This is a genomic window from Bradyrhizobium ferriligni (assembly GCF_056837965.1).
In genome coordinates, this window is sequence record NZ_JBXEJO010000022.1 from 63,837 (window position 1) to 88,754 (window position 24,918).

The 24,918-nt window shown below is 60.2% G+C and carries 22 protein-coding genes and 1 pseudogene; 1 reads left to right on the forward strand and 22 read right to left on the reverse strand.

Features of this window, described 5'->3' with window-relative positions; translation table 11 throughout:
* Nucleotides 1-482: 482 nt before the first annotated feature.
* The 22 genes and pseudogenes from ald to AC1VNY_RS15405 all read right to left on the reverse strand — a co-directional run bounded on the left by ald (nucleotide 483) and on the right by AC1VNY_RS15405 (nucleotide 22,486).
* A complete protein-coding gene (ald, locus tag AC1VNY_RS15300; protein ID WP_482405765.1) occupies nucleotides 483-1,595 on the reverse strand; it encodes an alanine dehydrogenase in 1,113 nt (370 codons plus the stop codon).
* Nucleotides 1,596-1,801: 206 nt separating this feature from the next.
* A complete protein-coding gene (gene hypE, locus AC1VNY_RS15305; RefSeq protein ID WP_482405766.1) occupies nucleotides 1,802-2,848 on the reverse strand; it encodes a hydrogenase expression/formation protein HypE in 1,047 nt (348 codons plus the stop codon).
* Entirely contained in the window at nucleotides 2,845-3,987 is a 1,143-nt protein-coding gene (hypD, locus tag AC1VNY_RS15310; RefSeq protein WP_482405801.1) for a hydrogenase formation protein HypD, read from the reverse strand. The genes hypE and hypD overlap by 4 nt, the downstream gene beginning before the upstream one ends.
* A complete protein-coding gene (locus tag AC1VNY_RS15315) occupies nucleotides 3,987-4,220 on the reverse strand; it encodes a HypC/HybG/HupF family hydrogenase formation chaperone (RefSeq protein WP_194456587.1) in 234 nt (77 codons plus the stop codon). Before AC1VNY_RS15315 ends, hypD begins: the two co-directional genes overlap by 1 nt.
* Nucleotide 4,221: 1 nt before the next feature.
* Nucleotides 4,222-6,480 (reverse strand): carbamoyltransferase HypF, encoded by a 2,259-nt coding sequence (gene hypF / locus AC1VNY_RS15320; protein WP_482405767.1) that lies wholly within the window; start codon nucleotides 6,478-6,480, stop codon nucleotides 4,222-4,224.
* The gene (hypB, locus tag AC1VNY_RS15325) at nucleotides 6,477-7,430 is read right to left on the reverse strand and encodes a hydrogenase nickel incorporation protein HypB (protein ID WP_482405768.1); all 954 of its coding nucleotides are present in this window, start codon (nucleotides 7,428-7,430) and stop codon (nucleotides 6,477-6,479) included. Before hypB ends, hypF begins: the two co-directional genes overlap by 4 nt.
* A complete protein-coding gene (hypA, locus tag AC1VNY_RS15330) occupies nucleotides 7,430-7,771 on the reverse strand; it encodes a hydrogenase maturation nickel metallochaperone HypA (protein ID WP_482405802.1) in 342 nt (113 codons plus the stop codon). The genes hypB and hypA overlap by 1 nt, the downstream gene beginning before the upstream one ends.
* On the reverse strand, nucleotides 7,764-8,855 hold the full coding sequence (locus AC1VNY_RS15335; protein WP_482405769.1) for a nickel-dependent hydrogenase large subunit: 1,092 nt from the start codon (nucleotides 8,853-8,855) through the stop codon (nucleotides 7,764-7,766). The genes hypA and AC1VNY_RS15335 overlap by 8 nt, the downstream gene beginning before the upstream one ends.
* Complete coding sequence (gene hybE / locus AC1VNY_RS15340) at nucleotides 8,852-9,247, reverse strand: [NiFe]-hydrogenase assembly chaperone HybE (protein ID WP_482405770.1); 396 nt, start codon at nucleotides 9,245-9,247, stop codon at nucleotides 8,852-8,854. Before hybE ends, AC1VNY_RS15335 begins: the two co-directional genes overlap by 4 nt.
* A 328-nt stretch (nucleotides 9,248-9,575) precedes the next feature.
* Nucleotides 9,576-10,439 carry a hydrogenase expression/formation protein gene (locus tag AC1VNY_RS15345; protein ID WP_482405771.1) on the reverse strand — a complete coding sequence of 288 codons (864 nt, stop codon included), beginning with the start codon at nucleotides 10,437-10,439 and terminating at the stop codon, nucleotides 9,576-9,578.
* Nucleotides 10,436-10,882 (reverse strand): hypothetical protein, encoded by a 447-nt coding sequence (locus tag AC1VNY_RS15350; RefSeq protein ID WP_482405772.1) that lies wholly within the window; start codon nucleotides 10,880-10,882, stop codon nucleotides 10,436-10,438. Before AC1VNY_RS15350 ends, AC1VNY_RS15345 begins: the two co-directional genes overlap by 4 nt.
* Before the next feature lie 200 nt (nucleotides 10,883-11,082).
* Complete coding sequence (locus tag AC1VNY_RS15355) at nucleotides 11,083-11,373, reverse strand: HypC/HybG/HupF family hydrogenase formation chaperone (protein WP_482405773.1); 291 nt, start codon at nucleotides 11,371-11,373, stop codon at nucleotides 11,083-11,085.
* 16 nt (nucleotides 11,374-11,389) lie between these two features.
* Nucleotides 11,390-11,971: a HyaD/HybD family hydrogenase maturation endopeptidase gene (locus tag AC1VNY_RS15360; protein WP_482405774.1), complete on the reverse strand. Its 582-nt coding sequence runs from the start codon at nucleotides 11,969-11,971 to the stop codon at nucleotides 11,390-11,392.
* An 11-nt stretch (nucleotides 11,972-11,982) separates the two neighbouring features.
* Nucleotides 11,983-12,705, reverse strand: coding sequence for a Ni/Fe-hydrogenase, b-type cytochrome subunit (gene cybH, locus AC1VNY_RS15365; protein ID WP_482405775.1), 723 nt, complete (start codon nucleotides 12,703-12,705; stop codon nucleotides 11,983-11,985).
* A 4-nt stretch (nucleotides 12,706-12,709) separates the two neighbouring features.
* The gene (locus tag AC1VNY_RS15370) at nucleotides 12,710-14,500 is read right to left on the reverse strand and encodes a nickel-dependent hydrogenase large subunit (protein WP_482405776.1); all 1,791 of its coding nucleotides are present in this window, start codon (nucleotides 14,498-14,500) and stop codon (nucleotides 12,710-12,712) included.
* An 11-nt stretch (nucleotides 14,501-14,511) separates the two neighbouring features.
* Nucleotides 14,512-15,612 (reverse strand): hydrogenase small subunit, encoded by a 1,101-nt coding sequence (locus AC1VNY_RS15375; RefSeq protein WP_482405777.1) that lies wholly within the window; start codon nucleotides 15,610-15,612, stop codon nucleotides 14,512-14,514.
* A gap of 841 nt (nucleotides 15,613-16,453) precedes the next feature.
* Nucleotides 16,454-17,716, reverse strand: coding sequence for a serine hydrolase domain-containing protein (locus AC1VNY_RS15380; RefSeq protein WP_482405778.1), 1,263 nt, complete (start codon nucleotides 17,714-17,716; stop codon nucleotides 16,454-16,456).
* Nucleotides 17,717-17,830: 114 nt separating this feature from the next.
* Complete coding sequence (locus AC1VNY_RS15385) at nucleotides 17,831-18,517, reverse strand: molybdate ABC transporter permease subunit (RefSeq protein WP_016846835.1); 687 nt, start codon at nucleotides 18,515-18,517, stop codon at nucleotides 17,831-17,833.
* Between the two features lie 646 nt (nucleotides 18,518-19,163).
* Nucleotides 19,164-20,144, reverse strand: a complete 981-nt coding sequence (locus AC1VNY_RS15390; protein WP_482405779.1) for a PDR/VanB family oxidoreductase — start codon at nucleotides 20,142-20,144, stop codon at nucleotides 19,164-19,166.
* A gap of 11 nt (nucleotides 20,145-20,155) precedes the next feature.
* Nucleotides 20,156-20,908 carry a GntR family transcriptional regulator gene (locus tag AC1VNY_RS15395; protein ID WP_482405780.1) on the reverse strand — a complete coding sequence of 251 codons (753 nt, stop codon included), beginning with the start codon at nucleotides 20,906-20,908 and terminating at the stop codon, nucleotides 20,156-20,158.
* Nucleotides 20,909-20,912: 4 nt separating this feature from the next.
* Entirely contained in the window at nucleotides 20,913-21,962 is a 1,050-nt protein-coding gene (locus AC1VNY_RS15400) for an aromatic ring-hydroxylating dioxygenase subunit alpha (RefSeq protein ID WP_482405781.1), read from the reverse strand.
* 238 nt (nucleotides 21,963-22,200) lie between these two features.
* Nucleotides 22,201-22,486 (reverse strand): annotated as a pseudogene (locus tag AC1VNY_RS15405) (helix-turn-helix transcriptional regulator).
* A 986-nt stretch (nucleotides 22,487-23,472) separates the two neighbouring features.
* Here AC1VNY_RS15405 and AC1VNY_RS15410 point away from each other — a divergent pair.
* Nucleotides 23,473-24,789, forward strand: a complete 1,317-nt coding sequence (locus tag AC1VNY_RS15410) for a dicarboxylate/amino acid:cation symporter (RefSeq protein ID WP_482405782.1) — start codon at nucleotides 23,473-23,475, stop codon at nucleotides 24,787-24,789.
* The last annotated feature ends 129 nt before the right edge of the window (nucleotides 24,790-24,918 follow it).

Consider the following 24,918-nt stretch of genomic DNA (forward strand, 5'->3'; position numbering starts at 1 on the left):
TTTCTCGGCTATTTTCCAATGCATGTCGCCGCCTCAACGATTGTCGCAAATGCTACAATCGGCCTCTCGGCAGCTCGATCTCGACACATAGTTGGACCGCAGGGTCGGTCCGGCGGCGGTCAGCCGACGAGGCCGCGTTCGCCAGCCCAGTTCGCCTCTTCACAGCACAGCCAGAAAACGTCGTGCCCGATCGCGCAGATAAAGGTCGCTTCGATGATCGCGGTCCCTCTGGGCGAGCTGCGGCAGGCAATGTTCAATCCCCGCGGATCACCGGAAAACCTGCTTTCCCTGTAGAGGACGGAGGTACTTGGCTCGCATCACGGGGACGACCGAAAGCCAAGCGATCGTCTGGTGATCCCTCGGCTTCGTTCCGCGCTCCAAAGAAAGGCCAGCAGGACTGAGCAGATCGAGGGAGCCGAAAAAAAGCCACCCCGAAGGGTGGCCCAAGTCAGGGAGGAAACGCCCGTGTGGGCCTCTGGGAATCAGGCCGCAGCCCGTTCGATCGGAGAGAAGGGGAGCCCGAGACTCTCGGCAACCGCCTTGTAAGTCAGCCGGCCCCGATGGACATTGAGGCCCGCGCGCAGGTGCGGATTCTCGAGCACGGCGGAAAAGCCCTTGTTGGCCAGAGCCAAACCAAACGGCAGCGTGGCGTTGTTCAGTGCCTGGCTCGAGGTCAACGGCACAGCGCCGGGCATATTCGCGACGCAGTAATGAATGATGCCATCCACTTCGTAAGTTGGATCAGCGTGAGTGGTTGGGTGCGATGTCTCAAAGCAGCCGCCTTGATCGATAGCGACATCTACGATGACCGCCCTCTTACGCATTGAGCTCAGCATGCTCCGGCGGACCAGCTTCGGCGCGCTCGCTCCGGGAACGAGCACCGCACCAATCACCACATCGGCCGCAAATACCTCCTCCTCCACGGATTCGATGGTGGAAAATCTGGTACGAACACGCCCCTCGAATAGCTCGTCCAACTCGCGGAGCCGGGGTATCGAACGGTCGATGATGGTGACCTCCGCGCCCAAACCGACCGCCATGCGTGCGGCGTGCGTGCCGACGACGCCGCCTCCGATCACCACGATCCGAGCCGGCTGAACACCGGGCACCCCACCGATCAACAGCCCTCGTCCGCCTGCACTGCGCTTCAGCGCACTACCCGCAGCTTCGATCGCAAGCCTACCCGCGACCTCGCTCATCGGCGCCAGCAGTGGAAGACCACCATGGGCATCAGTTACGGTCTCATAAGCGATCGCGGTGCACCCAGATTTCAGGAGCCCCCTGGCCTGCTCCGGGTCTGGCGCCAGATGCAGGTAAGTGAAGAGGATCTGGCTCTCCCGCAGCTGGCTCCATTCGGACGGCTGAGGCTCCTTAACCTTTACGATCATCTCGCTCGACGCGAATATTTCGCCTGCCGAATCGAGAATCGTTGCGCCGGCGGCGCGATAATCGTCATCGGTTGCACCAATGCCGGCGCCGGCATTGGTCTCGATCATCACGCGGTGGCCCGCTGCCACGTATTCGCGGACGGCTCCAGGGGTAAGGCCCACGCGATATTCGTGCGCCTTGATTTCCTTGGGGACTCCGACCTTCATTTGAAAACTCCCTGCCTAGAGGTTTTTTTTTAATCGCAAGAGCGTAACGATATTGCGAGGCTGGCGCCTAAATGGCGCAGGAATTCAGCGATCTTGGACCAGCTACGCAGGATTTCAAACAAGCAGATGCGAAGCGGGTTGAGACGACCATGCTCGCTGAGCTAATCATCGTTCCCTCATGCTCCCCGCAAATGGGCGTGGCGTGTTCAACAGATCCGAGGCAATTGTTCGCCTGACAACCAATCGACAATTCGTCCGCCGCCAAAACTGGTCGCCATTTGCACAAATTTGTGATCGTCAGCTACGGCCTCGCCAATATCGGCTGCATCGCACCCAAGCGGATGCGCCTTCATGGCTGCAAGTACGGCATCAGCGACATCAGACGCGACGATCGCAACGAGCTTACCCTCATTGGCGACATGGATCGGATCAAGCCCAAGGAGTTCGCAGGTGGCCGCAACCGCGGGCTTAACCGGAATGGCTGCTTCCTGCAGACGGAACCCGAGGCCAGATTGATGCGCAATCTCGTTGAGAGTGGCGGCAAGACCGCCGCGCGTGGGGTCACGCATCACGCGGATGCCGCGCCCGCCAGCCGCCATCATGACGGCCACCAGGTCATGCAGCGATGCGGAATCCGAGACGATCTCAACTTGAAGAGCGGTGTTCTGGCGGGTTGACATGATCGCCACCCCATGATCGCCAAGGCTGCCCGACACCAGCACACGGTCCCCGATCATTGCTTTGTCGGCGGACAGATCGATCCCATCGGCCAGAACCCCAATCCCGGTCGTAGAGATGAACAACCCATCCGCCTTGCCGCGCTCGACGACCTTGGTATCCCCGGTGATGATGTTAACGCCGGCACCGCGCGCCGCCGCGCCCATCGACTGCGCAATCGTCCTTAGATCCGAAAGCCGGAAACCCTCCTCGATGATGAAGCTAGCCGACAGATAGAGCGGACGCGCGCCGGCCATCACGACATCATTGATCGTGCCGTGCACCGCCAACGACCCGATATTGCCGCCGGGAAAGAACAGTGGCGAAATCACGTAGCCGTCGGTCGTCATCACCATTCTGCCTGCCGCAACCTCAAACGCCGACTGATCATTGCAGCGGGCGAGCCATTCATTACCGAAGGCTTGGTGAAAAAGGCCGGAGATCAGTTGTGCCATGGCGCGCCCCCCGGATCCGTGGGAAAGATCAACGCGTCCGTTCTCGACGTCGAGCTTGCCATGATAATCCTTGAGGCTCATGACAACCGTCTCACTTGATCATCGCGAACTCGGCCGTAGGTCCAATACGCGGCACAAGCGCCTTCCGAGGAAACCATGCAGGACCCGATGGGTGTTTCCGGCGTGCAGACGGTTCCAAACAGCTTGCAGTCAACCGGCCGCTTGGCGCCGCGCAGGATCGCGCAGCACTCGCATGCCGGATTGTCGGCGACATGCAGCTCGTGCATCGCAAAACGCGCCTCGGCATCAAATCCCGCGTAAGCCCGCTTGAGCTTCAGTCCGCTGTTGGAGACGAGCCCAAGCCCCCGCCATTCGAACTGCTCACGCAGTTCGAATACCTGCGAGACCTCGTCCTTGGCGCGTCGATTGCCTTGGCGCGTCACTGCACGGCTGTATTGGTTCTCCACCTCGTAGCGGCCTTCGTTCACCTGCCGCACCAGCATCAGGATCGCCTGCATCACGTCGAGCGGTTCAAATCCCGCGATGACGATCGGCTTACCGAATTGTTCCACCAGGGGCTCGTAAGGCTGCGTACCGATGATCGTACTGACATGTGCAGGACCGACGAAGCCATCGATTGCGACCCCACCGATGTTGCGCATCTTCGGGTTCTCGAGAATGCTGTGCATCGCAGAGGGCGTAAGCACGTGGTTGCAGAACACGCTGAGGCCCCTCAGCCGCTTCTTTTCAGCAATCCGGACCATCACCGCGGTCGGGGGCGTCGTGGTCTCAAATCCGATAGCAAAGAAGACCACCTCCCGGTTTGGTGCCTGTTCGGCGAGCCGGATAGCGTCGAGCGTCGAATAGACCATCCGAATGTCTGCGCCGAGCGCTTTGGCGCGCATGAGGGACTGCCCCTGCGAGCCGGGCGCGCGCATCAGGTCGCCATACACGCACAGAGTGACCTCCGGCCGCTCGACGAGCCGGATCGCCATGTCGATCCGGCTGGCGGGCAGAACGCAGACCGGACAACCGGGCCCGTGGATCATGCGAACGTTCGCGGGCAGCAAATCCTCGAGGCCGTAGCGGGAGATCGCATGAGTGTGTCCGCCGCAGAATTCCATGAACCGGTAAGCCCGTCGCGCACCAGCTTCGGCGCCAATCGCCCGCGCGAGCCCCTGTGCGATGGTCTTGTCACGAAATTCATCGGCATATTTCATCATCGGAGTTCCTGCCCTGCACTGCCCAGCTCCTGCAAGAGCTCCAACGTGCGCTTGGCTTCTGTCGGGTTAATCTTGGATAGCGCGTAGCCGACATGGACAAGAACGCTGTCGCCGACATCGAGCTCCTCGATGAGAGCGATCGATATTTCCAAGCTGACCCCATCGATGGACACGATCGCCATATCGTCGGGAAGAATTTTCGAAATCTTTGCCGGGACCGAAAGACACATGTCAGGTTGCTCCTTCCAGGGCTGACGACTGTTCGGCAGTCTGCAGAGCGGCAATCCAGGCCTGCCCAAGGCTCAAGCCGCCATCGTTGGGCGGCAGCTGCCGTGGCACCAGCGGAGTGAGGCCTGCGCTGCGGCAACCGCGCTCAATTTCATCCACCAGCACCGCGTTCAGAAAACAGCCGCCGCTTAAAACGATGGTATTGACGCCGGTTCTCCGCGCAGCGCGCCTGACCCAGTCAATGCAGGCGGCGGCGAAGGTGCCATGAAACAGCCCGGCTCCGTCCGCGGCGTCGATGTCGTCTGCAATCAACCGCGAAAATAGCGGACGAAGCGACAGCACGCCGCGGTCGACGGTCCAGCCCGCTTCGAATATCTCAGTCCGCCGCACCAGCGCCTCGAGCTTCATCGCGGCCTCGCCCTCATAGCTCTGCAAACTTACAACCCCCAGCAGCGCCGCCGCGGCATCGAATAACCGGCCCGCGCTGGTCGTCGTGGCCCCGCCCGCTTGATCGAGCAATGCTGACACACGCCCAGCCTGCCGCTGCGCGGCAAAGCGAGGCACGATTTCATGACCCCGGCCGAGCGCCTGCAATATTGCGCTTGCCATACGCCACGGCTCGCGGGCTGCGCGATCGCCGCCAGGCATTTGCAGGGGCGCGAGATGCCCGATGCGTTGAAAACTCGTTTCTTCGCACAACAGTAGCTCGCCACCCCAGTTACCGCCGTCGGAACCGAAGCCATGGCCGTCGAGCACCAAGGCAAGCGCAGGTCCGGCATGGCCATGCTCAGCGATGACGGCGGCGGCGTGGGCGTGGTGATGCTGGACGGCGACAAGTGCCCGGCCGCTTGCTTGCGCAAATCGGGTCGACGCCATATCGGGATGCAGATCATGGGCAATGACGACAGGCTCCACATCAAGGGTCGATGTGAGGTGGTGGATCGTCTGCTCGAACACACAGATCCCTTCGGCCGTATCAAGATCGCCAATATGCTGGGAGACGAAGGCTTCGTTGCCCCGCGTGATGGTAACGGTTGACTTCAGCGCGCCGCCGACGGCGAGCACGACTGGCACAGACCTCGCAAGCCGGATCGGTTCGGGAACATAGCCACGTGCCCGGCGAACGAACCGAGGCCGGCTGGCCACCACCGACAGCACGGTGTCATCGGCACGCGTCAGGATATCTCGATCATGGGTCACGACAAGATCGGCAATCCCCTTGAGCCGCCGCAGCGCCTGCGCGTTGTCGATCACGAGCGGTTCGCCGCAAGAATTGGCGCTGGTTGCGACGATGACCGGGGCTGCCCCCGCAAGCCATGCTCCTGTCGAGTGAAACGCATGAAAGATGAGGTGATGCAGTGGCGCTACCGGCAGCATGACACCTACGCGCGATAAGCCAGGAGCCGTCGCGGGCGCCAAATCATTGCGCGAAGCTAAAAGGACGATGGGACGTGCTACGGATTCGAGCAGCCCAAGCTCTACCGCGTTCGCTTCCGCGATTTCGTTGACACGCTCTATAGAACCGACCATGACCGCGAACGGCTTCTGGGGGCGCTGCTTTCTGCTGCGCAAACGCTGCACGGCGTCCTGGTTGCGCGCATCGCAAAGCAGCTGATACCCCCCGAGCCCCTTTATCGCCACGATTTGGCCGCCGGCAATCGCCGCAACAATGGCGTTGACCCCATGGCTAAGCCGAGGACCGCATATCGGACACGCGATCGCCTCCGCGCGAAACCTGCGGCTCGCTGGATCAGCATATTCGACCGCGCAGGCGGCACACAGCCTGAAAGCCTTCATGACCGTGTTGCGGCGATCGTACGGAAGCTGTTCGGCGATCGTGTAGCGCGGGCCGCAATGGGAGCAGCTGACGAAGGGATAAAGGTAATGGCGATTTTCTGGATCGAATAGCTCACCCAGGCATTGCCGGCAGGTCGCGGCATCGGCAACGATCCGCGTTGACAACCTGCCCCCTTCGCTCGTGCGAATCGAAAAATCTTGTGCCGCGAGCGCCCCGGTCCGCTGAACGCAGATGTGGTCGATACGTGCCAGTGGAGGCGGCTCGAGCGGCAAAGCGGCGACAAACTCGGACGCCCGGTTACCCTCGACTTCGATTGTGACGCCCTCGGGGCCATTGACGACGAACCCCGCCAATCCGTATCGCCTGGCGAGGCCATAGACGTAGGGGCGAAAGCCGACCCCCTGCACGGCCCCGCTCACGCGCACGCGCAGCCGTGTTCGGTCGCAGACCATGTCGGCGCTCATCGCCTTGTATCCTCCAAGGCGCGCCTTTGATGCGCTGCCTGCTTATCGATCCAAGCGTAGAGTGAGCCAAAACCCTCGCCGGTCCGCGCCGAGACCGTGAGCACTTCGATCTTGGGATTGACGCGTCTTGCGTATTCGACGGTCCTGCCCAAATCGAACTCAAGCAGCGATGCCAGATCAATCTTGTTGATCAGCATGAGCGAAGAAGCGGCAAACATATCGGGATATTTGAGCGGCTTGTCTTCGCCTTCGGTGGTCGACAACACCACGATCTTGCAGGCCTCGCCTAGATCGAAGGCAGCGGGACAGACCAGATTACCGACGTTCTCGATGAAGAGAATACCGCGCGTGAGCGGTCGCAAGCGGCGATACGCCTCACCAATCATGGCAGCATCGAGATGACAACACTTACCGGTATTGACTTGAATAGCCGGCACGCCGGCCGAGCGAATGCGTTCGGCATCGTTCGAGGTCTGCTGATCGCCCTCGATGACCCCGATCGTGCAGCTGCGCTTGAGCTCGGACACGGCGCGGACCAGCAGCGAGGTCTTGCCTGCACCAGGACTGGACATAAGATTAAATACGAGCAGCTCGTCGGCCATGAAGAGGGCGCGGTTTTCCGCCGCGATCCTGTTATTCTTGCCCAGGATGTCGCGCCCGACCTGAATGACATGCTCGCAGCTCATGTCCGCGACCTTCAAGGCAGCCGGATCGGCGCCGCGGCTCACAAACGCCTGCCCACCATGCGCCTGAGGACGGCCAGGATGATGAGGGTGGTCATGGCCGGCTTGGTGTGATTGCTGCAGGCCCTGGTCGCCATGCAGATGCGCCTCTTGGCGATCGCAATTGTCCTGCACATGGGGACGGTCGCGAGCGCTGCCTTGGGCATCATGCGCTTCGGCGCGTTCGGTTGAAGACGCCTGTCCGCTGCAGCCGCATACGCTACACATCAATCGATCTCCAGCTCTTTCACTCGCATCTCTTCGCCTGCTGTTACCTGCAAGCGATAGCTGCCGCAGCGTGGACAGCACTCATCGCGTCGTGCAATCTTGACGCTCTTCGAACAGATCATGCACCAGGCCACGCCGGGACATTCGATGATTTTAAGGGCCGCGCCCTCGGCAATGGTCCGCGTTGCAACGACAGCAAAGCAGAACCTGATCGCTTCAGGCGCAACATGGCTCAACGCCCCGATCTCCAGACAGACGCTCCGCACCTGGGAAAACGATCGGCGACGCGCCTCCTCCTCGACGATTTCGACGATGCTTTGACAAAGCGCCATTTCATGCATCGTCAACTTTGCGAAACTTCAGTGTGAACCCGACGCAGGGATCAAGCGATTCAATCACCGCACGAACCGCTTTCTGATGTCGTCTCGCCGTCAGCACCGCGCCCAGCAGATTCCGGACAAGCGGTCCGCGCCAATGGAAATTCCATTCCGTCGGCGCAAGACATTCGAAGCGGGATATCTGGCCCTGAGGATCAAGCTCGACCGCGTGATAGAGGCGGCCCCTGGCGCATTCGACCGCGGCCGCGCCTCGTCCAGGACCTAGCTTGTAGCGTTCGATGATCCCAGGCTCGGCCGATTCGATATGAGCACCGGCCTTGAGCCAATCGCATAGCTGCCCGATTTCTGCAATTCTAGCCTTCAGCCGCGCGACCGCACCCGACCGACCCAGCCAGAGCCGATCACGCGTCATTTGGCGCGCCCATGGACCCGTCTCGGGCGCATGCCCACCAAGATCGGGACAATGGCAAAATGTCGGGTCATCGCCGAGCAGCCGTTCGGTGATGTTGCGGTCGTCGGCAACGGACAGGAACGAGTGCGCGATCGAGATGGACTTCAAGTCGACTTCGTCAAGCGCTGCAATGCAAAGCGCGAACGGGCTACCAGGCCTCGGCGCGCCATCTTCAACCGGCATGCCGAGTGCCGCGAGCGCAGCCACAATCTGCGCTATAGCCTCGCGCCGAGCAGACCCGCGTGCTGGCCGTGCGCTGCTCACAAGCATTGACAGTCCCCGTATGAGCGACCGGATCGCCGCCGCACCGACGTTCGGCGTAGGAAGCCCGACCAAGAGGCCCCGCAGCAATTCTGAGATGCGCTCGGCAACGACCAGGATCATACGACGCTGTGTCGTCCCGAGGATGATCTTTTCGTCACGTGCCGCCTCGATCGCGGACAGCAATGCGGTTTGTTGCGCAGCGGCACATACTGTGAAGAGATGCGGCAGCGCCTTGAGCAACGCCGATGCCGGTTTGCCGGCGAACAGCCGTGCCAGTGGCGGCCGGACTCGCGGCAGGATCTCGACCGCGGCGATGACGTCGGCAGCAAGCGATATGGTGACATCGATTTTGTTGCGAGCGACGAGACTCATGCGCACCGCTCCGTCATCATCTCGCGCAAAAAATGCCGGCTGTCGATCAGACAGAGACGTGGCGCATCGATATGATTTATCGCTCGGCGGTTGGGCGGCCGCATCGTGGCAAGGACCGCTGCTTCGGCGCGGGCGCCACCCATATCGTTGCGTGCGGAGATCGCCGAAAGCAGGGAGCAACAGGCAATCGAGCCCAATGATGCGATTTCGATGACACCAAGCTCAATGTTGCGGGATCGGACTCGCAAGCGCAGGTTCGATTTCCGCCCAGCATGCCGTTGGCAGGCGCTGTTACGCAGGAAGACGACCACCTTCATGGCCCAAGGCGCGCCCATCATGCTAACGGCCTTGCCTCTGCACGTGCGAAGCCCGATCGCTTGGACCCTGAACACGGATCGTTCAAGGTCGGTCGCGTACGCACGGTTCGACCGGCGATATCCCAATCGGCTGCTACGAGCATCTCCTCAGACGCCGACACGTCGGCGTGCTTGCTCCTGCGAAGGTCCTGTTCGCGCACAGGCATCATTTTGAACCGACGCGAAGCAGAACTTCGACGTGCGAAAGTCGAAGACGCTTCCAGTTTTTGGAACGCAACGCACTCGCTTAGCAGTCTGTGTCGCCATCGCTCTCTGGTCGGTTGTGCACGATCCAGCCAACGCCACGCTGGACGCGTGCGCCGTCCGTGAGAACTGGCCGAATGCCAAACATTCTCCGAGCTCTTCACGTGACGTAAGCCTTCATGATTTCCTGCAGGCGTTCGGCGGAATCCTCGAAATCCTCGTCGGCAGCCAACGCAACAATCGGCACGCCGCCGATCTCAAGCGTATCCAGGATGATGTTGTCGATAAAATTGAAGAACTGCACCGACCACACATTCCGTGTCGCAGTCGCCTGCACTCGGCATGCGCCGTAGCCGCAAAAGACGATTTGGACCGGACCATTGCCCACGCTTTGCTGGAGAAACGCCAGGTCGATGGCGTTCATCGGCAACAGCGTGAGATTGATGACATGCGCGCGCATGCCAGACCGCCAGGTGCGGGCCCGCTCGCGTGCTTCGGCGAGCACCGGCAGCACGTTCATCGCGCCGTCCGGCGCCGCGCCGATCACCAGATCGGTCGACGTCAGATCCGTTGCGGCGCGCTGTACAATCTGCGGGATCGGCCCGACCTCAACATATTCGTGTGCCGGATCCGTCCCGATGCGCACGCGCCAGATTCCCGCAAGCACGGACTCCTGGATTTTCGCCTGAGAGCCATCTGGCAGCGCAACGACGCCGGCGACCTCGCCTTCCCCAAGCACTTCGGCGATCAGGTTGCGCTCGAGATCACTGAGATTCGAAAGCCTGTACAGTTGCGTGCCTGCGCCGCTCTTCTGGTCACGAGCGGCGGCAGCGGCGTTCGATAGCAGCGTGATGGCATTCGGACAATTTTTTGCAAGCTCGTCGGCATCGCGCCAGGCGCGCTTGGCCAGCGCCGCCACAGCCGTGGGCCCGCTATGGACGATGTCGCGACTATCCGCATCCACGGGGAACCCGCGAGCCGCCGCAGCAGCGCCTTCGTATCCGATGCGCGCCGCTGTTTTCATGATGCGACGTTCCGTGGGGCTTGCCGAGAGGCAATGCTATCGGCGGTGCAGGCGCCACCGGCGTGTGGTCCGACGTTCGGTGCCGAGATGCGGTCGATCTTGACCAAACGGATCTGACTCTTGCCGACCCGGCGGAGTGCGCCGCGCTGATGGCACTCGATCTGCGTCGGCGGGCCACGCAGGCCGAGCCGCCCGCCCAGCTCGCCACCGGCGCTGCGCGCGGTGGCGCCCCCTTGCATGGGCCGCCAGTGCGCCTTGATCTGTTCAGAAAGCGCGTTTGCGACGTGGTTGGCCCAGAGCGAATTTACGGGACCCGCTGCCGACGGCAGCTCCACGCCCCACCTCCCGGGATCCTGCCCGGCCAGATGTGCACCGGCGTTTGCTCTCTCTACCTCGGACAGAGCGGGCCGCGCCAGATCATGCTGCGCCGGCTGGAATTTCATCAGACGCCTTTCTGATAGCCTTCTGGTTCTGCTCGGCGAGGTATTAGCAAGGCACATGCCAATCGATCGTCTCGCTGCAATCGCGTGCGCGCCCAGATCAGCGGGCGTAAGCGCTTGACATCTGCTGGGCATAGGTTGGATACGATGCAGATTCGATTTGCGGGCAAGGCGCGGTAGCGCGATGTCCGCACGCGGCGCCGCTAGCGCAGGTGGTCGGGCAATTGCGGCTCATGACCGATCAAGTCCGCAAAGAAGCGATCGCAGTCCTCGCCATTGAGGCCGGCCTCCAACCCGTCGAGTGCTTCCGAGATCCGCCTTGCTTCGTCCTCCTCCAAGAGCCGCACCGCTGTGTCGATATGGACGAGGACCTTGGCGCCGACCGACACGCCGGAGAGCAGCATGACTGAGACACGCCGCTGTTCATCGCCATACTCGCATAGCGCCGTGATGCCGTCGGTCTCAACAATCGTCATTGGTAAGCCGAGGCACATGAATAGCCGCGGGCCGCTAGATCGACCGCGCCCTTTCATAATTGACATGGTCGATATTGTTCCCCAACAGCCGTTCTGATACAGGCAGCGGCGAGGCCCGCAGTTTCGCCGGCGAGCCCCACTGGACTAGCAATTTGCAAGCCAGTTCAATCGCAGGCCCGATCTGAAAGCGCACCGGAGCCGTCAGCGGACCGCCCCAACGCTCCAGGTCCAGCGGCTGACAGCCGATCAGAGCGAGCTCTCGCGGGCAGCGGTCAAGCAGGTCGGCTGCGCTCAAGACCTCTTGAAAGCCGGTCTGATGCAGGCTCAGTTTCTTGGCAGCGGTAAATTTCGGCACCTCGTCATTCCGCACAAGCTTCAACTGCCCGGGCGAAAGTCCATAGTCGATGGCATCGAACACGATCAGGCAATCGGCCTGCTCAAGGAAGCTGACAAGGTAGAGCCCCTGCGTGCCACCATCGAGGATGGAGACGTTGTCATCGATGGTGTAGCGCCGATGAAACTCCTCTACCACTCGCACGCCGAATCCCTCGTCGGCCCACAGGATATTGCCGATGCCGAGCACCAGGATCCTTTTCTTGCTTTCCGGAGTCAGCATCCGCTTCCCAGTCAATCGAGAAACTGACGCTGACCCGAAATCATCGAGGAGATGCTCCGCCCCGACATGATGTCTTCCCGGATCACCGCGTAGATGTGAACCAGCGCAAAGGTCACGACGACCCACAGCCCGAGATGATGCCAGGTATGGACGTCCTGACTGTTAGGCCAGATTGCAAATACCCAGCTGAACAGCTTGTCTTGCCAGCTGTCACGGCCCGCGCCTTGTCCATAAAGTGCAAAGCCTGTGACGATCATGAACGTGATCGTCTGCGTGAACATAAAGAACATCGCAAGCTGAGCCAGCCGATTGTGCCCGACGCGCCTCTCGGGCTCAACTGCGAGAAACGCGTACCAGCGCATCTCATCGTACACTTCGCGCCAAAGGCAGCTGCGCCAGAGCGGCACGCGAAAGATCTGCATGGCATGCGGGTTTCCCATCAGGGCCCAGTAGATGCGCAGCAGAAAGCCGACGCCGAGCACATATCCCGCAGAGAAATGCGCAAAGCGGATATAGCCGAATAGGAAATTGCCGCTAGCCTCTCCCGGCATCGCCGGTGTCCCGGTTCCAATGAGATAGCCGGTTACGCCCAGCATCAAAATGGCCGCCGCATTGACCCAATGCCACAGTCGCACCGGCGCTTCATAGACGTAAGCGGCGCCACCGCCGCCGCCGCCGCTTACAGTCGGTGGCGCATCAACGGCGGTAGGGTTTTGCGGAGCCTTGTCGGCCATGTCCCTACCGAACATTGACTGAAGCCATTTCTTGGCCGTCAGTACTGATCACATGGGTTGAGCAGGCCAAGCACGGATCAAAGGAATGGATCGTACGCAAGATCTCCAGGGGCCGCTGCGGGTCCGCGATCGGGGTACCGATCAGGGAAGCTTCAAAGGCGCCAATATTGCCCTTGGAATCGCGAGGAGACCCGTTCCACGTGGTCGGTACGACACATTGGTAATTGTCGATCTTGGTGTCCCTGATCTTGATCCAGTGCCCGAGCGCGCCGCGCGGCGCCTCGGTGAAACCGTAGCCCTTGGCCTCGTTAGGCCAGCTTTCCGGCTTCCACTTGCTGACGTTGGCGGTTGCGCTATTGCCTGCCTTGATGTGGGCGACCAGCTTGTCCTGGAAATAGCGCATCTGATGTGCCGCCCACTGGCACTCGAGTGCCCGCGTCGCAGTACGGCCAAATGTCGAAAACAGCGCGCTCAGGGGAAGATTGAGCCCCTTGAGCAGTCTGTTGGCCGGCTCCTTGAATTCGGCTTTGCCTTGCGCATAACCGATGATATATCGCGCCAACGGCCCGACCTCGACGGCGTGGCCGCGCCAGCGCGGCGCTTTGATCCAGGAATACCTGCCGCCTTCGTCGAGCTCCTTGATATCTGTTCTACTGCCTTTGACCTTTGCCCCTAGCTCAAAGTTCGGCTCGGTGATGCCCTCCCAAGGATGCAGTCCGCTGAACTCGCTAGGGTATTTATACCATGAATGCGCGACGAATTCCTGGATCTGCTCGGGGTCGCCATGGTCGATCGGCAAAATCTCCTCAAGATTGCCGCCAAGAATGACGCCGCGCGGCACCTTGAGACTTTTCGCGGAACAGTCGTTAGCATTTTCGGGGATGTCGCCATAGGACATCACGCTTTTGCTGGAAAGTCCGCCGCCATGCAGCCAGTCTTTATAGAACGAGCCGATCGCCGCAATGTCGGGCAGATAGACTTGCTCGACAAACTCGATTGAACGGTCGATGACCGAGGACACCAGGTTAAGACGCTCCATATTGATCGCACCGGCCGCACCAGTTCCATCGATATTGATCGCGCAGGCCACGCCGCCGACCAGCCAGTTCGGATGCGGGTTCTTGCCGCCATAGACTGCTTGGATCTTGACGATCTCCTTCTGGAAGTCGAGCGCCTCCAGATAATGCGCCACGGCCATCAAGTTCACTTCAGGTGGCAGCTTGTATGCCGGATGACCCCAATAGCCGTTCTTGAACGGACCGGGCTGCCCTGATCCGAAGAATTTGGTGAGCCTGATCTGCAGATCCTTGAAATAACCAGGGGACGACAGCGGCCAGGGCGAGATAGACTGCGCCAGCGCCGAGGTGGACTTGGGATCGGCCTTGAGCGCAGAGATGACGTCGACCCAATCCAGCGCGTGCAGGTGATAAAAATGCACGAGATGATCATGCACAAGCAGGCAAAGCTGCATGACGTTGCGGATCGAGTTCGCATTTTCCGGAATGGTGATCCCTAGCGCGTTTTCAACGGCACGCACCGAGGTGAGCGCATGGGTGCCGGTGCAGACACCGCAAATCCGCTCGGTGAACGCCCAGGCGTCGCGCGGATCCCGCCCGCGCAGAATGACTTCGATTCCACGCCACATCGTGCCGCTCGAGACTGCATTGCGGACCACGTTGTCCGCATCGAGGTTGGCTTCGACGCGCAGGTGGCCCTCGATCCGGGTCAGCGGATCGATCACAATTCGCTTGCCGGAACGATCGAGGTTGAACCCATTCGGTGTCTGGACCGCCACCGTCGCCCCCTTTAAGTCGGCTTATCTTTGGGAACTGCGCGATCCGGCTTGTGAGTCAATCGCTTCACGGCCGTGATCGCCGCATGTGCGGCGACGGCCAGCCCAACCGCGCCGGCAGCGGCCATGCCGATCTGATCGGCGTTCTTCTCGATGCCGAACTGCTGGATGGTCGTGAGCCGGTCGTAAAACGAACCTTTATCCCAAAAACCGTCTTCGGAGCAGCCCAAGCAGCCGTAGCCTGATTGAATGGGGAATGAAACGCCGCCGTTCCAGCGAAGGGCAGAACAGGCATTGTAGGTGGTCGGCCCTTTGCACCCCATCTTGTACAGGCAGTAGCCCTTGCGGGCGTACTCATCGTCCCATGCCTCGACAAATTGGCCGGCATCGAAATGCGAACGTCGATAGCACTTGTCGTGGATGCGCTCGGAATAAAACATCTTTGGGCGTCCTTGGCGATCGAGCTCAGGAAGCCTTCCGAACGTGGTGATGAAGGTCACTAGGCCGGTCATGACCTCTGCGATGGGGGGACACCCGGGAACCTTGACGATCGGCTTGTCGGTGATCACCTTATCGATCGGTACAGCGCCGGTCGGATTGGGCTTGGCGGCTTGCACGCAGCCCCAGGATGCGCAGGTCCCCCAGGCAATGACCGCCATGGATGATTCCGCCATCCACCTGAGCCTCTCGACGAACGGCTTGCCGCCGTCAATGCAGAACATGCCCCCCTCATTCAGCGGCGGGTTGCCTTCGACGGCAAGCACATATCTGCCTTTGTACCTGAGACGGGCTTCCTCGAGGATGGCTTCAGCCTGGTGACCTGCCGCAGCCATGATCATATCGTCGTAGTCGAGCGAAATCATCGACAACAGTACGTCTTTGATTAACGGATGGGCCGAGCGGATAAAGCTTTCCGAGCAGCAGGTACACTCGAGCCCGTGCAGCCAGATGACGGGCATACGCGGTTTGGTCTCCAGGGCGTTGGCAATCCTGCTTGCGGCGAGCGGGCCGAGTCCGAAGCTCGAGGCCGTCAGACTGCAAAACTTGTGGAAACTGCGACGCGTGATACCTTGGCGTCTGATCACGCTGTAGAACGTTTCCGTTGCCCCACTCATGGACCCCTTCCAAGTTTCTCGTCGGCCCTGACGAATTGCTCACATTCAGCAGCAAAAAACGGGCCACCGATCGGCAAACATCTGACAGTTTCCAAGCCGCCACTCCGTGATTTGCAGTGAGATCGGCGAGCTAGGCGCAAGCTGCGCAACTGAGCGGCTCGTCGTGCTAATGGTGTCCGGTTTTGATCGTCGACGTGAGAACTCCAACAATGCAGCATAATAGCTCGTTCCTCGCGGCCAATGCGTTTTACTCGCTCTTTTAAGCACGGCACGATACCGGCCGGCACGACAATTGCCGCAGTTCACGCGGCACCACACGGATCGGCGATTTCAATGGGACTCGTTCACCATTCTCCGATGCATTGGAGGCCGCGACCGTCGCAACAGCGCAACGACACCAAAGTGGCAGTCACCACCAACAACCCGAACCGGCGACTAAGAAAGGCGCGGTAGCGAGCCCTCCGCGCCGCAGTACACCGCCTCCACCTGTCAGGGCGGATCGATCCGATCCGCCTTGGGTCAATGACACTCGGTACCAAGCCTGCCAGGATTACGGGCGCAAGGCGCATTTGAGAGCTTTCACCAGAAGCGTTCATCGTCCATCGCGCGGGCCAAACGCTAGCGAGGCGATGGCTTGGCGCATCACGAAACCACACCTTTCTGCGGTTAGCCTCGCAGCAATGGCAGAGGCGATCTCGCCGTTTCTATGCACTAGGTCCGATTCGCCCGACGCGGATAGCAGACGACGGTGTGGTATTTTTAGTTTGATGTCGATCCGCAGCAGCAAGCATCACTTGCCAATCACCAATCTGTTCATCGAGCTTTTCCGGCGGCAAGCGAGCTAGCGAACTATGCCGGCATAGACGATATTCTGAACTTGCTCGCGGTAGTACCTGCGGATCTCTCCGGGCGCAGCCGTTCCAACCACCACCACCAGACGCTCCTTTGGATCACAGAAAAATTGTGTTCCGTAAGCGCCGGTCCAGGTGAACTCACCTGGATTGCCTGGAACGGCCGAGAGACCCTCGCTCATGCGTACAGCCACTCCGAGCCCGAACCCAAAGCCGGCACGGTGCGGCTCCACATTAGCGACCTTGTTTTTGATCTCTGGCCCAAGGTGGTTGGAGATCATGTGATGCACCGTCTTGGGACCGAGGATGCGGTGCCCATCGAGCTCCCCGCCGTTTAGCAGCATTTGTCCAAAGCGAACGTAATCACCAACTGTCGCGAATGCGCAGGCTCCTCCGCAGTCAAACTTCGTCGGACTTTCGAGGAGCTCGATGCCTTGTGGCTTTCCCGTCAGTGGATCGTCTTTAAATGGACGCGCGAGGCGCTCGCGTTGCGATCCCGACAAATGGAAAGTGGCATCCAGCATTCCGATCGGCTTCCACAGGTTGCTGGAAAGATACTCGCCTAATGACTGCTCGCTAACCTGTTCCACGACAGCGCCAAGCACGTCGGTCGAGAAGCCGTATTCGAATTCCGTTCCCGGTTGGTGCGCCAACGGCAGCTTGGTAATGCCTTCGATGAAAGCCTGCTTATCGCCTTTGACCGGTGGCGCTGCGAAATCCGGATAGAGACGCGCCACTTGGTCTGAGCTGTCCGGCGGCGTGCCATAGGTGAGACCCGATGTGTGGCGATAAAGGTCGTGGACGTAGATCGGGGAACTCTGCGCTTCGAATTTTAACGAACCGTCAGGCTGCGGTACTCCCACTTTCATGTTTGCAAATTCGGGATAGTAATCCGTAAGTCTTGCCCGCAGTGGCAGGCGACCTTGTTCCATGAGGGTAAGCCCAGCAACCGCCACCATCGGTTTGGTCATTGACGCGAGCGCGAAGATCGCATCGAGCCTCATGGAGGTTCCTTTTTGAGGATCGAGTTGCCCGTACGCCTTGTAGTGAATGAGCTTGCCGTCTCTGGCGATTGCAACCACTGCGCCCGGCACGCGCTTGGCTGCGATCTCGCCAGCAAAGAACTCGTCCAGTTTGGCGAGGCGCTGCTTGGAAACTCCGACGTCATCGGCCCTCGCCTCGGGCAAAGGCGCGGAGTGTGCTGAATTGAAGCTGATACCAGCGGCCGCCGCGGCTGCAACGAGCTTATTCATTGTGTCCTCGTCAAGAATGGACGGATCTGACTTGCAATACTGCTGCTCGGTTATGACCGGCCAGCTTGGCCAGTACGCCGAAGATGCTTCGATCCGGCTTGGTGCGCCTGCCCCTCACGTGCCTCTCCTGGCACATCGTTTGTCGATGAGGGTCAAAGTGAACATGACCGCAAAGGCGAACATTACCATACCGCCGGCAACCCAACCTGCCTCGCGCCAACGCGATGCTTGGACGTAGTCAATGACATAGGCCGACAACACTTTGGTGCGCCCAGGAATGTTGCCTCCGATCATCATCACGACACCGAATGTGCCGATCGTATGAGCAAAACCAACCAGGCCAGCCTTGAGGAACTCCAGCCGTGCCAGCGGCAGGCCGACGGTAATGAACGCGAACAACGCAGAAACGCGCTGGCTCGCCACAACTTCCTGCGGGTGGTTGCCCATCGCAACAAAGGCGCTACGGATCGGCTGCACCACCAAAGGGAGCGCCGAGAGGACCGATCCGACCACGATTCCCGCAAAGGTAAAGGCGAGCGTGTGCTCGCCCCAGAAAGAGGCGAGAAGCCCCCCTGGTCCGTTCGGGCCGAGCAGGACGAGTACGCAGAAACCGAGCGCCGTGGGTGGCAGCACAAGCGGCAGCGCGACCATTGTCGCCACCGCCTCGCTCAAAACCGTCTTTGACCGTGCCAACCACCACGCGAGCGGCGCGCCAATCACCAGCAGGATCATTGTCGTCACGCTGGCGAGCTCGACCGTGAGCGCAACGGATTGCCAGATTTCTGGCGAAAGGGCATCCATGACCGTCAGCCCACCGGCGAGAGCACGTCGCCATACCGGCGCAGCGATCGCGTCGTTTCTGCGAGCAAAAGCAGAATCGCAAGGCTCATCGGAAACTCCTGTGACAGGGCAGCTTCGACCGGCCTGACGGCGGCCGCTCCTCAGCTCGTCATCCAGCAATCCCCGTGCCGCTTGCGAAATGTGGTGGGCTCTGTGCCCAACGTGAGAAAAACGCGCATGGCTGCCAGAGCTACTGCGGGGTGAACCTAACGCGCTGTCAAGTTTCCGGCATCTTTGTTCTCAAGCAGACAGCGACGACAGAATGAGACGGCAGAGTGGCCGCCCGAGATGCGCATCCGCAATGTCTCGATGCAAATCCTGACGTGGATGCTGCTTCGACATGTTGGTTGTTTGTTAGTGTCGCTCAAGGGCCTGCGTGTATAAGCGCAGAGCCCCCGTCACAGCCCCATTGCGAAAATGGACGCCACCGGCTCTCGGAGTTCATTGCGTACTCAACTTTCGCCTTGTCGAGGGGAAAGACAGGCCCGGACCGCCATCCGGCAATCATGCACGCACTGTTCTGTGAACGTAGCAAGCCTTAGGGATACGTTAGTTGCCGAGTTCTGAGGCAACGATCTGCCACCTAAAATAAGGAGTTGCAGCGAACCTATAGTACGTCCGGGCGGTGCAGTATATCGACCGTGATCGCGCCGCGGGCGCGAGAAACACATGCACAGATCTTTTCGTTCGCGTGCTTTTGCTGCTCGCTGAAGAAAACGTCGCGGTGGTCAAGCTCACCGTCGATTTTGACGAGATCGATGGCGCAGACGCCGCACTCGCCGCGACGGCAATCCGAAATCACCTCGTAACCGGCCCCATTGAGCACGTCCAGCAACGAGCGATCGCGCGGAATCTCGATCTCAATGGCCTGATCTGCAAGGCGCACCCGAAACCCCTCGGTCGGCAGCGAGCCGCTCGAACCGAAGGTCTCGTAACGTAGGTCGGATAGTGCGCGTCCTGCACCGGTCCAGGCCCGGCGCGCGGCATCGAGCATCCGGATCGGACCGCACAAGAGCGTCAAGGCGTCGGGCGGCAGCGAAGCGAACAAGTCATCCAAATTGAGCCTGCGCCCTTCGTTGCCCGCATGGACAATAAGCCGCTCGTTCAGAAGGGGAGCGAGAACATCCAAATAGACGGCTTGCTCACGAGAAGTCACGGCATAATGCAGAGTGAAGTCGGCATCGCGGCGCGCCAACGCCTGAGCTGCCCCGATCAGTGGCGTAATGCCGATGCCGCCCGCGATTAGGCAGTAGTGCCGGCGCGCCCAGTCAATCGGCAGCAAAGAGGCCGGCAATGTAATGGTCAGTCGGGCGCCCGGCGCGAGCGACCACATGTACTGCGAGCCGCCGCGGGAGTCCTCCGCGCGCCGCACGGCGATACGATAGCCGGTTCGGTCGGGTTCGCCGACCAAGGAATAGGATCGCGTATCCGGGCGCCCATCGATAGTGACGGCGATATTGATATGGCTGCCGACCGGATAAGCCGCGCCATCAAAGTTTTCCGGTTTGATCAGGAATTCGCGGATCGAAGGTGTCAGATCGCGCGCCGCGACGAGCGTTGCGGGTGTCCAGCTTTCAATGAACCGCATGGAGATTTCCTTTAATCGCCTGCCATCCTGATGAGCGCCAGTCCTGGCAGCAGGTCAGAATGCGTCTTGTTCCTGAGCACCAGGCGCAGATTGCGCGCCGCCACTCGGGCGTGCTCGCGCATGATTGCTTCGGCCCGTGCGCCTTCGCGATTTTCGATTGCATCGATCACGACGCGATGTTGATCTTGTGCAATCAAGAGTGTGTGGCGCGCATCCGGCAGTGTCGATTGGGTCATCACAAAGCCGCTGGGCGAGGCGAATGGGAGCGCCGACGCGCGATCGACCTGCCGGATCAAGGGAGGACTGCGCGACAATTCGGTCAATAGCGCGTGAAAACGCGCATTGAGCGCGACGTAGGAGGAAAAAGCCTCGACGGAGATTGGATCCCGCCGCACCAGGCCGTCGATCTCGTCAAGACATCCTTTTAGAGGCTCAAGATCGCGCGACGAAACACCGCGCTCGGCGGCAAAGCGCGCGGCCAGCCCCTCCACCGTACCACGCAGTTCGATTGAATCCAGGACATCTCTCTCGGAGAATGCCTTCACCATGAAGCCGCCAGAAGGGATCGCTTCCAGAAGTCCTTCCTCCTCCAGCCGAACCAACGCCATTCGCACCGGGGTGCGCGATGCGCCGGTCGTCTCCACAGCCTGCAACTCGGAGATCCGCTCGCCTGGCCGCAAGTCACCCGAAAGGATCAGGTCGCGCAAGCTGAGCTGGGCGCGTACTGTTTGCGAGACTGAACGATCACTGTCGCGCTCGACCATGCCCCTACTCCGCGGCCTGCCGACCTTGCGACGGATTCTCGGCCTCGATCATGCGATCTATCAAGCGGCGAGCCCACATCGCGCCGGCATCGATGTTGAGATTATAGAAGACCCGGTCTGGATTTTCGTCGATTGCGCGCTGCTGCGCCTCGAGAATGATCTCGTCCTCGCGGAAGATGCCAGAAACGCCTTGGCGGAGTTCGGTGGTCAGGCGCTGTTCGTTCAGGCGATAATTGCGCACGAAGGCCCAGAAATAATGACAGCTCGTTTCCGTTTCGGGCGTAATGGTGTTGAGGACAATACCATTGACGCCGGCCGATCGGTTACCTTCCGGCGCGCCTGTTCCGGCGGGCGCCACTCCGACGTCGATATTGATGGTGCACGGCGCCTCGAAACGAATGATTTGCCAGCGGTCCACCGGACCAGATTTTTGCAGTTGCTTGGCCCAGAACGGCGGGGCGCTAATCCCCTTCATCCAGCGCGTTACGGTAGCGGTCTTCTCACCATGGGTGACGTCAAACGGCGCTTCCGCGATGGCGTCATTGCCGATGCTGGCACCGTGCACAAAAGTTTCATGCGTCAGGTCCATGAGGTTGTCGACAACCAGACGATAATCGCATTTCAGGTGAATGGTGTCACCATCACCGGCCCAAGCGGAATCATCGTTCCAGTGCATATCCGGCACCAGGCGTGGATCGGCCAGCGCCGGATCACCCATCCACAGCCAGACGAAGCGATCGCGCTCGACCACAGGATAGGCACGCACACAGGCGGAGGGGTTGATCGTCTCTTGCGAGGGCATGAAGGTGCAGCGGCCCTGCGCGTTGAATTTCAGCCCATGATAGCCGCAGACGACGCTGTCGCCCTCAAGACGCCCTTTTGAGAGCGGCACCAACCGATGCCAACACGCATCCTCCAGTGCCGCCACCTCCCCGTTGGCGCGCCGATACATCACAACGTGCTTGCCGCAGATCGTGCGCGGCAACAGCGCCTGCTTCACCTCTGCATCCCAAGCGGCCGCGTACCAGACGTTCGTCGGAAAGCAATGGCTCATGGTGCCGATTCCTCGCTTAGGGACACTGACTGTATACATCAATTCGAAACGAGCCGAAAAAGTGACGAATATGCGGACTCGCAATGGAATTTCTGTATACAGAAATAGTCCAAACTGCCCGATCGCACTTCCGCTCGGTGAAGGTTTTTGCGGCGCACCAAAACAGCTACCGCATGAATCCAAGCTCGCCATCGTGCACAGCCCGCTGCATCTCGTCCCTGCACTGTCGCTGCCTCGGCTATCGGCGAGGTTCCTGGCCTGCGTAGGGACGCCGCATTGGGCGCTTCTTGGGCCGGCAGCACCGTTCCCTTGCCGGGATCAGACGTCGACGTCTTGATGCCGAGATCGGCCCATGCTCTCAAATCATCCAGTGCGTAGATGACGCGACCGCCGATCTTTCGATACGCTGGCCCCGTGCCATATGTGCGGTGCTTTTCGAGCGTGCGGCCGGATAGGCTAAGATAACGCGCAGCCTCCGGCGTACGCAGGAACCGCGTGGATAGATCTGACATTGAATCGGGCATTTGAGAGCTCCAGGTGAGAGGCCGGCCGCGAACGGCGGCACTTTCGCGCCATCATCATGGAGAAGCGCGCTCTCTGGAGGGATACCGAATATCGAGGAAGCGATTTTCGGCACCCCAAGTTGAAAGCGCTACTCGTCCGCTGCACTTGGCGGCAAAGCTCACTCCTATCTGGCGCCCGTCCATTATCTAGCGACCGTCCAGCCCACGACCTTGGTCTATCGCCACTCGCGGCTGCAAACACGCACCCTGCACGGATGGACATGGCAAGCTGATCGGGCGCCTTCACAATGAGGATGATGCGCAGAAATTCTGCCGAACTATCGGTTTTACAGGACCATACCGGAGCACATCCACCGCCATCCGATTGTCGTAACTCGATTCGAACTCGCTAGTATATCCGCAGCAAGAATAAGTTGGTCTCGCCCTGCTGGCAAAGAGTTCAGAGCAGACTGATCGAGTCGAGAACCCCATCGTAACGCTATCGGCTCGGCGAGCGCCGATGCTGATACGACCTCACATCGACCAACCCGCTAGATGTTGCACGCTTCCATCGCCTGGATGCCTACGATCCAAACAATCAATTTTACCAATGTAACGTACTGTTGCATCAAGCCCCGCACTTGAAGAGTACTGATCACTCTAGGATTTCTATGCCAAGACGTGCCTCGGGACACTTGCCAGCAAAATGCGGCATGACGCTGAGCCACGCCTTCGCGTCGACCTCACAAATGCCGTTCGAAGATTCAAAGACCTCGTCAGAAGACAGGTGCTTATCCGATGGCGACTCGATCGACTGCAGGTTGGCTCTGGTGCGGATCTTGCTTGACGAAAAAGGATAACGTAACTGAACGCCTGCCTTTGGAATGACGCGCCGGCTCCCGGAATCGTCTTCAATCGGACACGGCTAAAATGACAGCCTCGTATGATGCCGTCGCCTCTTAACGACGCAGCGGCTCGCATTCGACTGTATTCGGGAAGGAAGCGTCATGACCACCATGGCAACTGCGGCGCCCGCGCGCGCGTCGCAGACTTGGTATAAAATTCTCTACGTTCAGGTGTTGATCGCGATCGTGATTGGCGCCATCGTCGGCTGGCTATGGCCGTCGGTCGCGACCAACGACTGGGTCAAGGCGCTTGGTGACGGCTTCATCAAGCTGATCAAGATGGTGATCGCACCGATCATCTTCTGCACCGTCGCATCCGGGATCGCACATATCCAGGATGCAAAGAAAGTTGGGCGCGTCGGCGTTAAAGCGCTGGTCTATTTCGAGATCGTATCGAGCTTTGCCTTGGTGTTGGGCCTTGTCATGGGCAACCTGGTCCAAATCGGCCATGGTCTTGCGGTCAAACCGGACGCTGCGGCGGTCGCCAACTACGTCAAGCAGGCGGAAGCCTCGAAGACCGTCGATTTTTTTCTCAATATCATTCCCGATACTGTGGTCGGCGCCCTCGCCCGCGGCGATGTTCTGCAAGTGCTCCTGTTCGCGATCCTGTTTGGCTTTTCGCTGATGGCGCTGGGGGAGCGCGCACAACGACTGCGCGGCATGATTGACGACGTCGCGCACGCAGTGTTCGGCGTGATCGCCATCATCATGAAAGCCGCCCCGATCGGCGCGTTCGGCGCGATGGCCTTCACAATCGGCAAGTTCGGGCCGGCGGCGCTCGGTAATCTGATCGGACTGATCGTACTATTCTATGCGACGGCCGCGATATTTGTGGTCGTCGTGCTCGGCCTGATCGCGCGGATCGTCGGCTTTTCGATCTTCAAGTTCATTATCTATATCAAGGACGAGCTTCTGATCGTGCTTGGCACCTCGTCCTCGGAAAGCGCGCTGCCGCAATTGATGGAGAAGCTCGAGCGGCTGGGCTGCTCAAAGCCCGTGGTCGGCCTCGTGGTGCCAACCGGCTACTCCTTCAACCTCGACGGCACCAACATTTATATGACGCTTGCGACATTGTTCATTGCCCAGGCACTCGGGGTCGATCTGACCTTTGGCCAGCAGCTCACGATCTTGCTCGTGGCAATGCTGACCTCGAAGGGAGCAAGCGGCGTCACCGGCGCAGGCTTCATTACACTCGCCGCGACATTGTCGGTGGTCAACCCGGCATTGGTGCCGGGCATGGCGATCGTATTTTCGATCGACAAGTTCATGAGCGAGGTGCGAGCCCTTACCAACATCACTGGCAATGGCATCGCCGCTGTGTTCGTGTCCTGGTGGGAGGGCGAGCTCGACGACGCGACGCTACATGCCCGGCTCGAGCAGCCCACCGCCGGTGCCGATACACGAAGCTCAAGGATATAGGCTCCAGGTCCTGTCCGTTTCAAGGCACGCTCGAACTGAGCGTAGCCAACTCCGAATTTTTCGCAGTTCAAATCGGCACAGCCAAATGAACTGCGAGCCGGAGTTCTTCTCGCGGAATCTGCGGCTCGT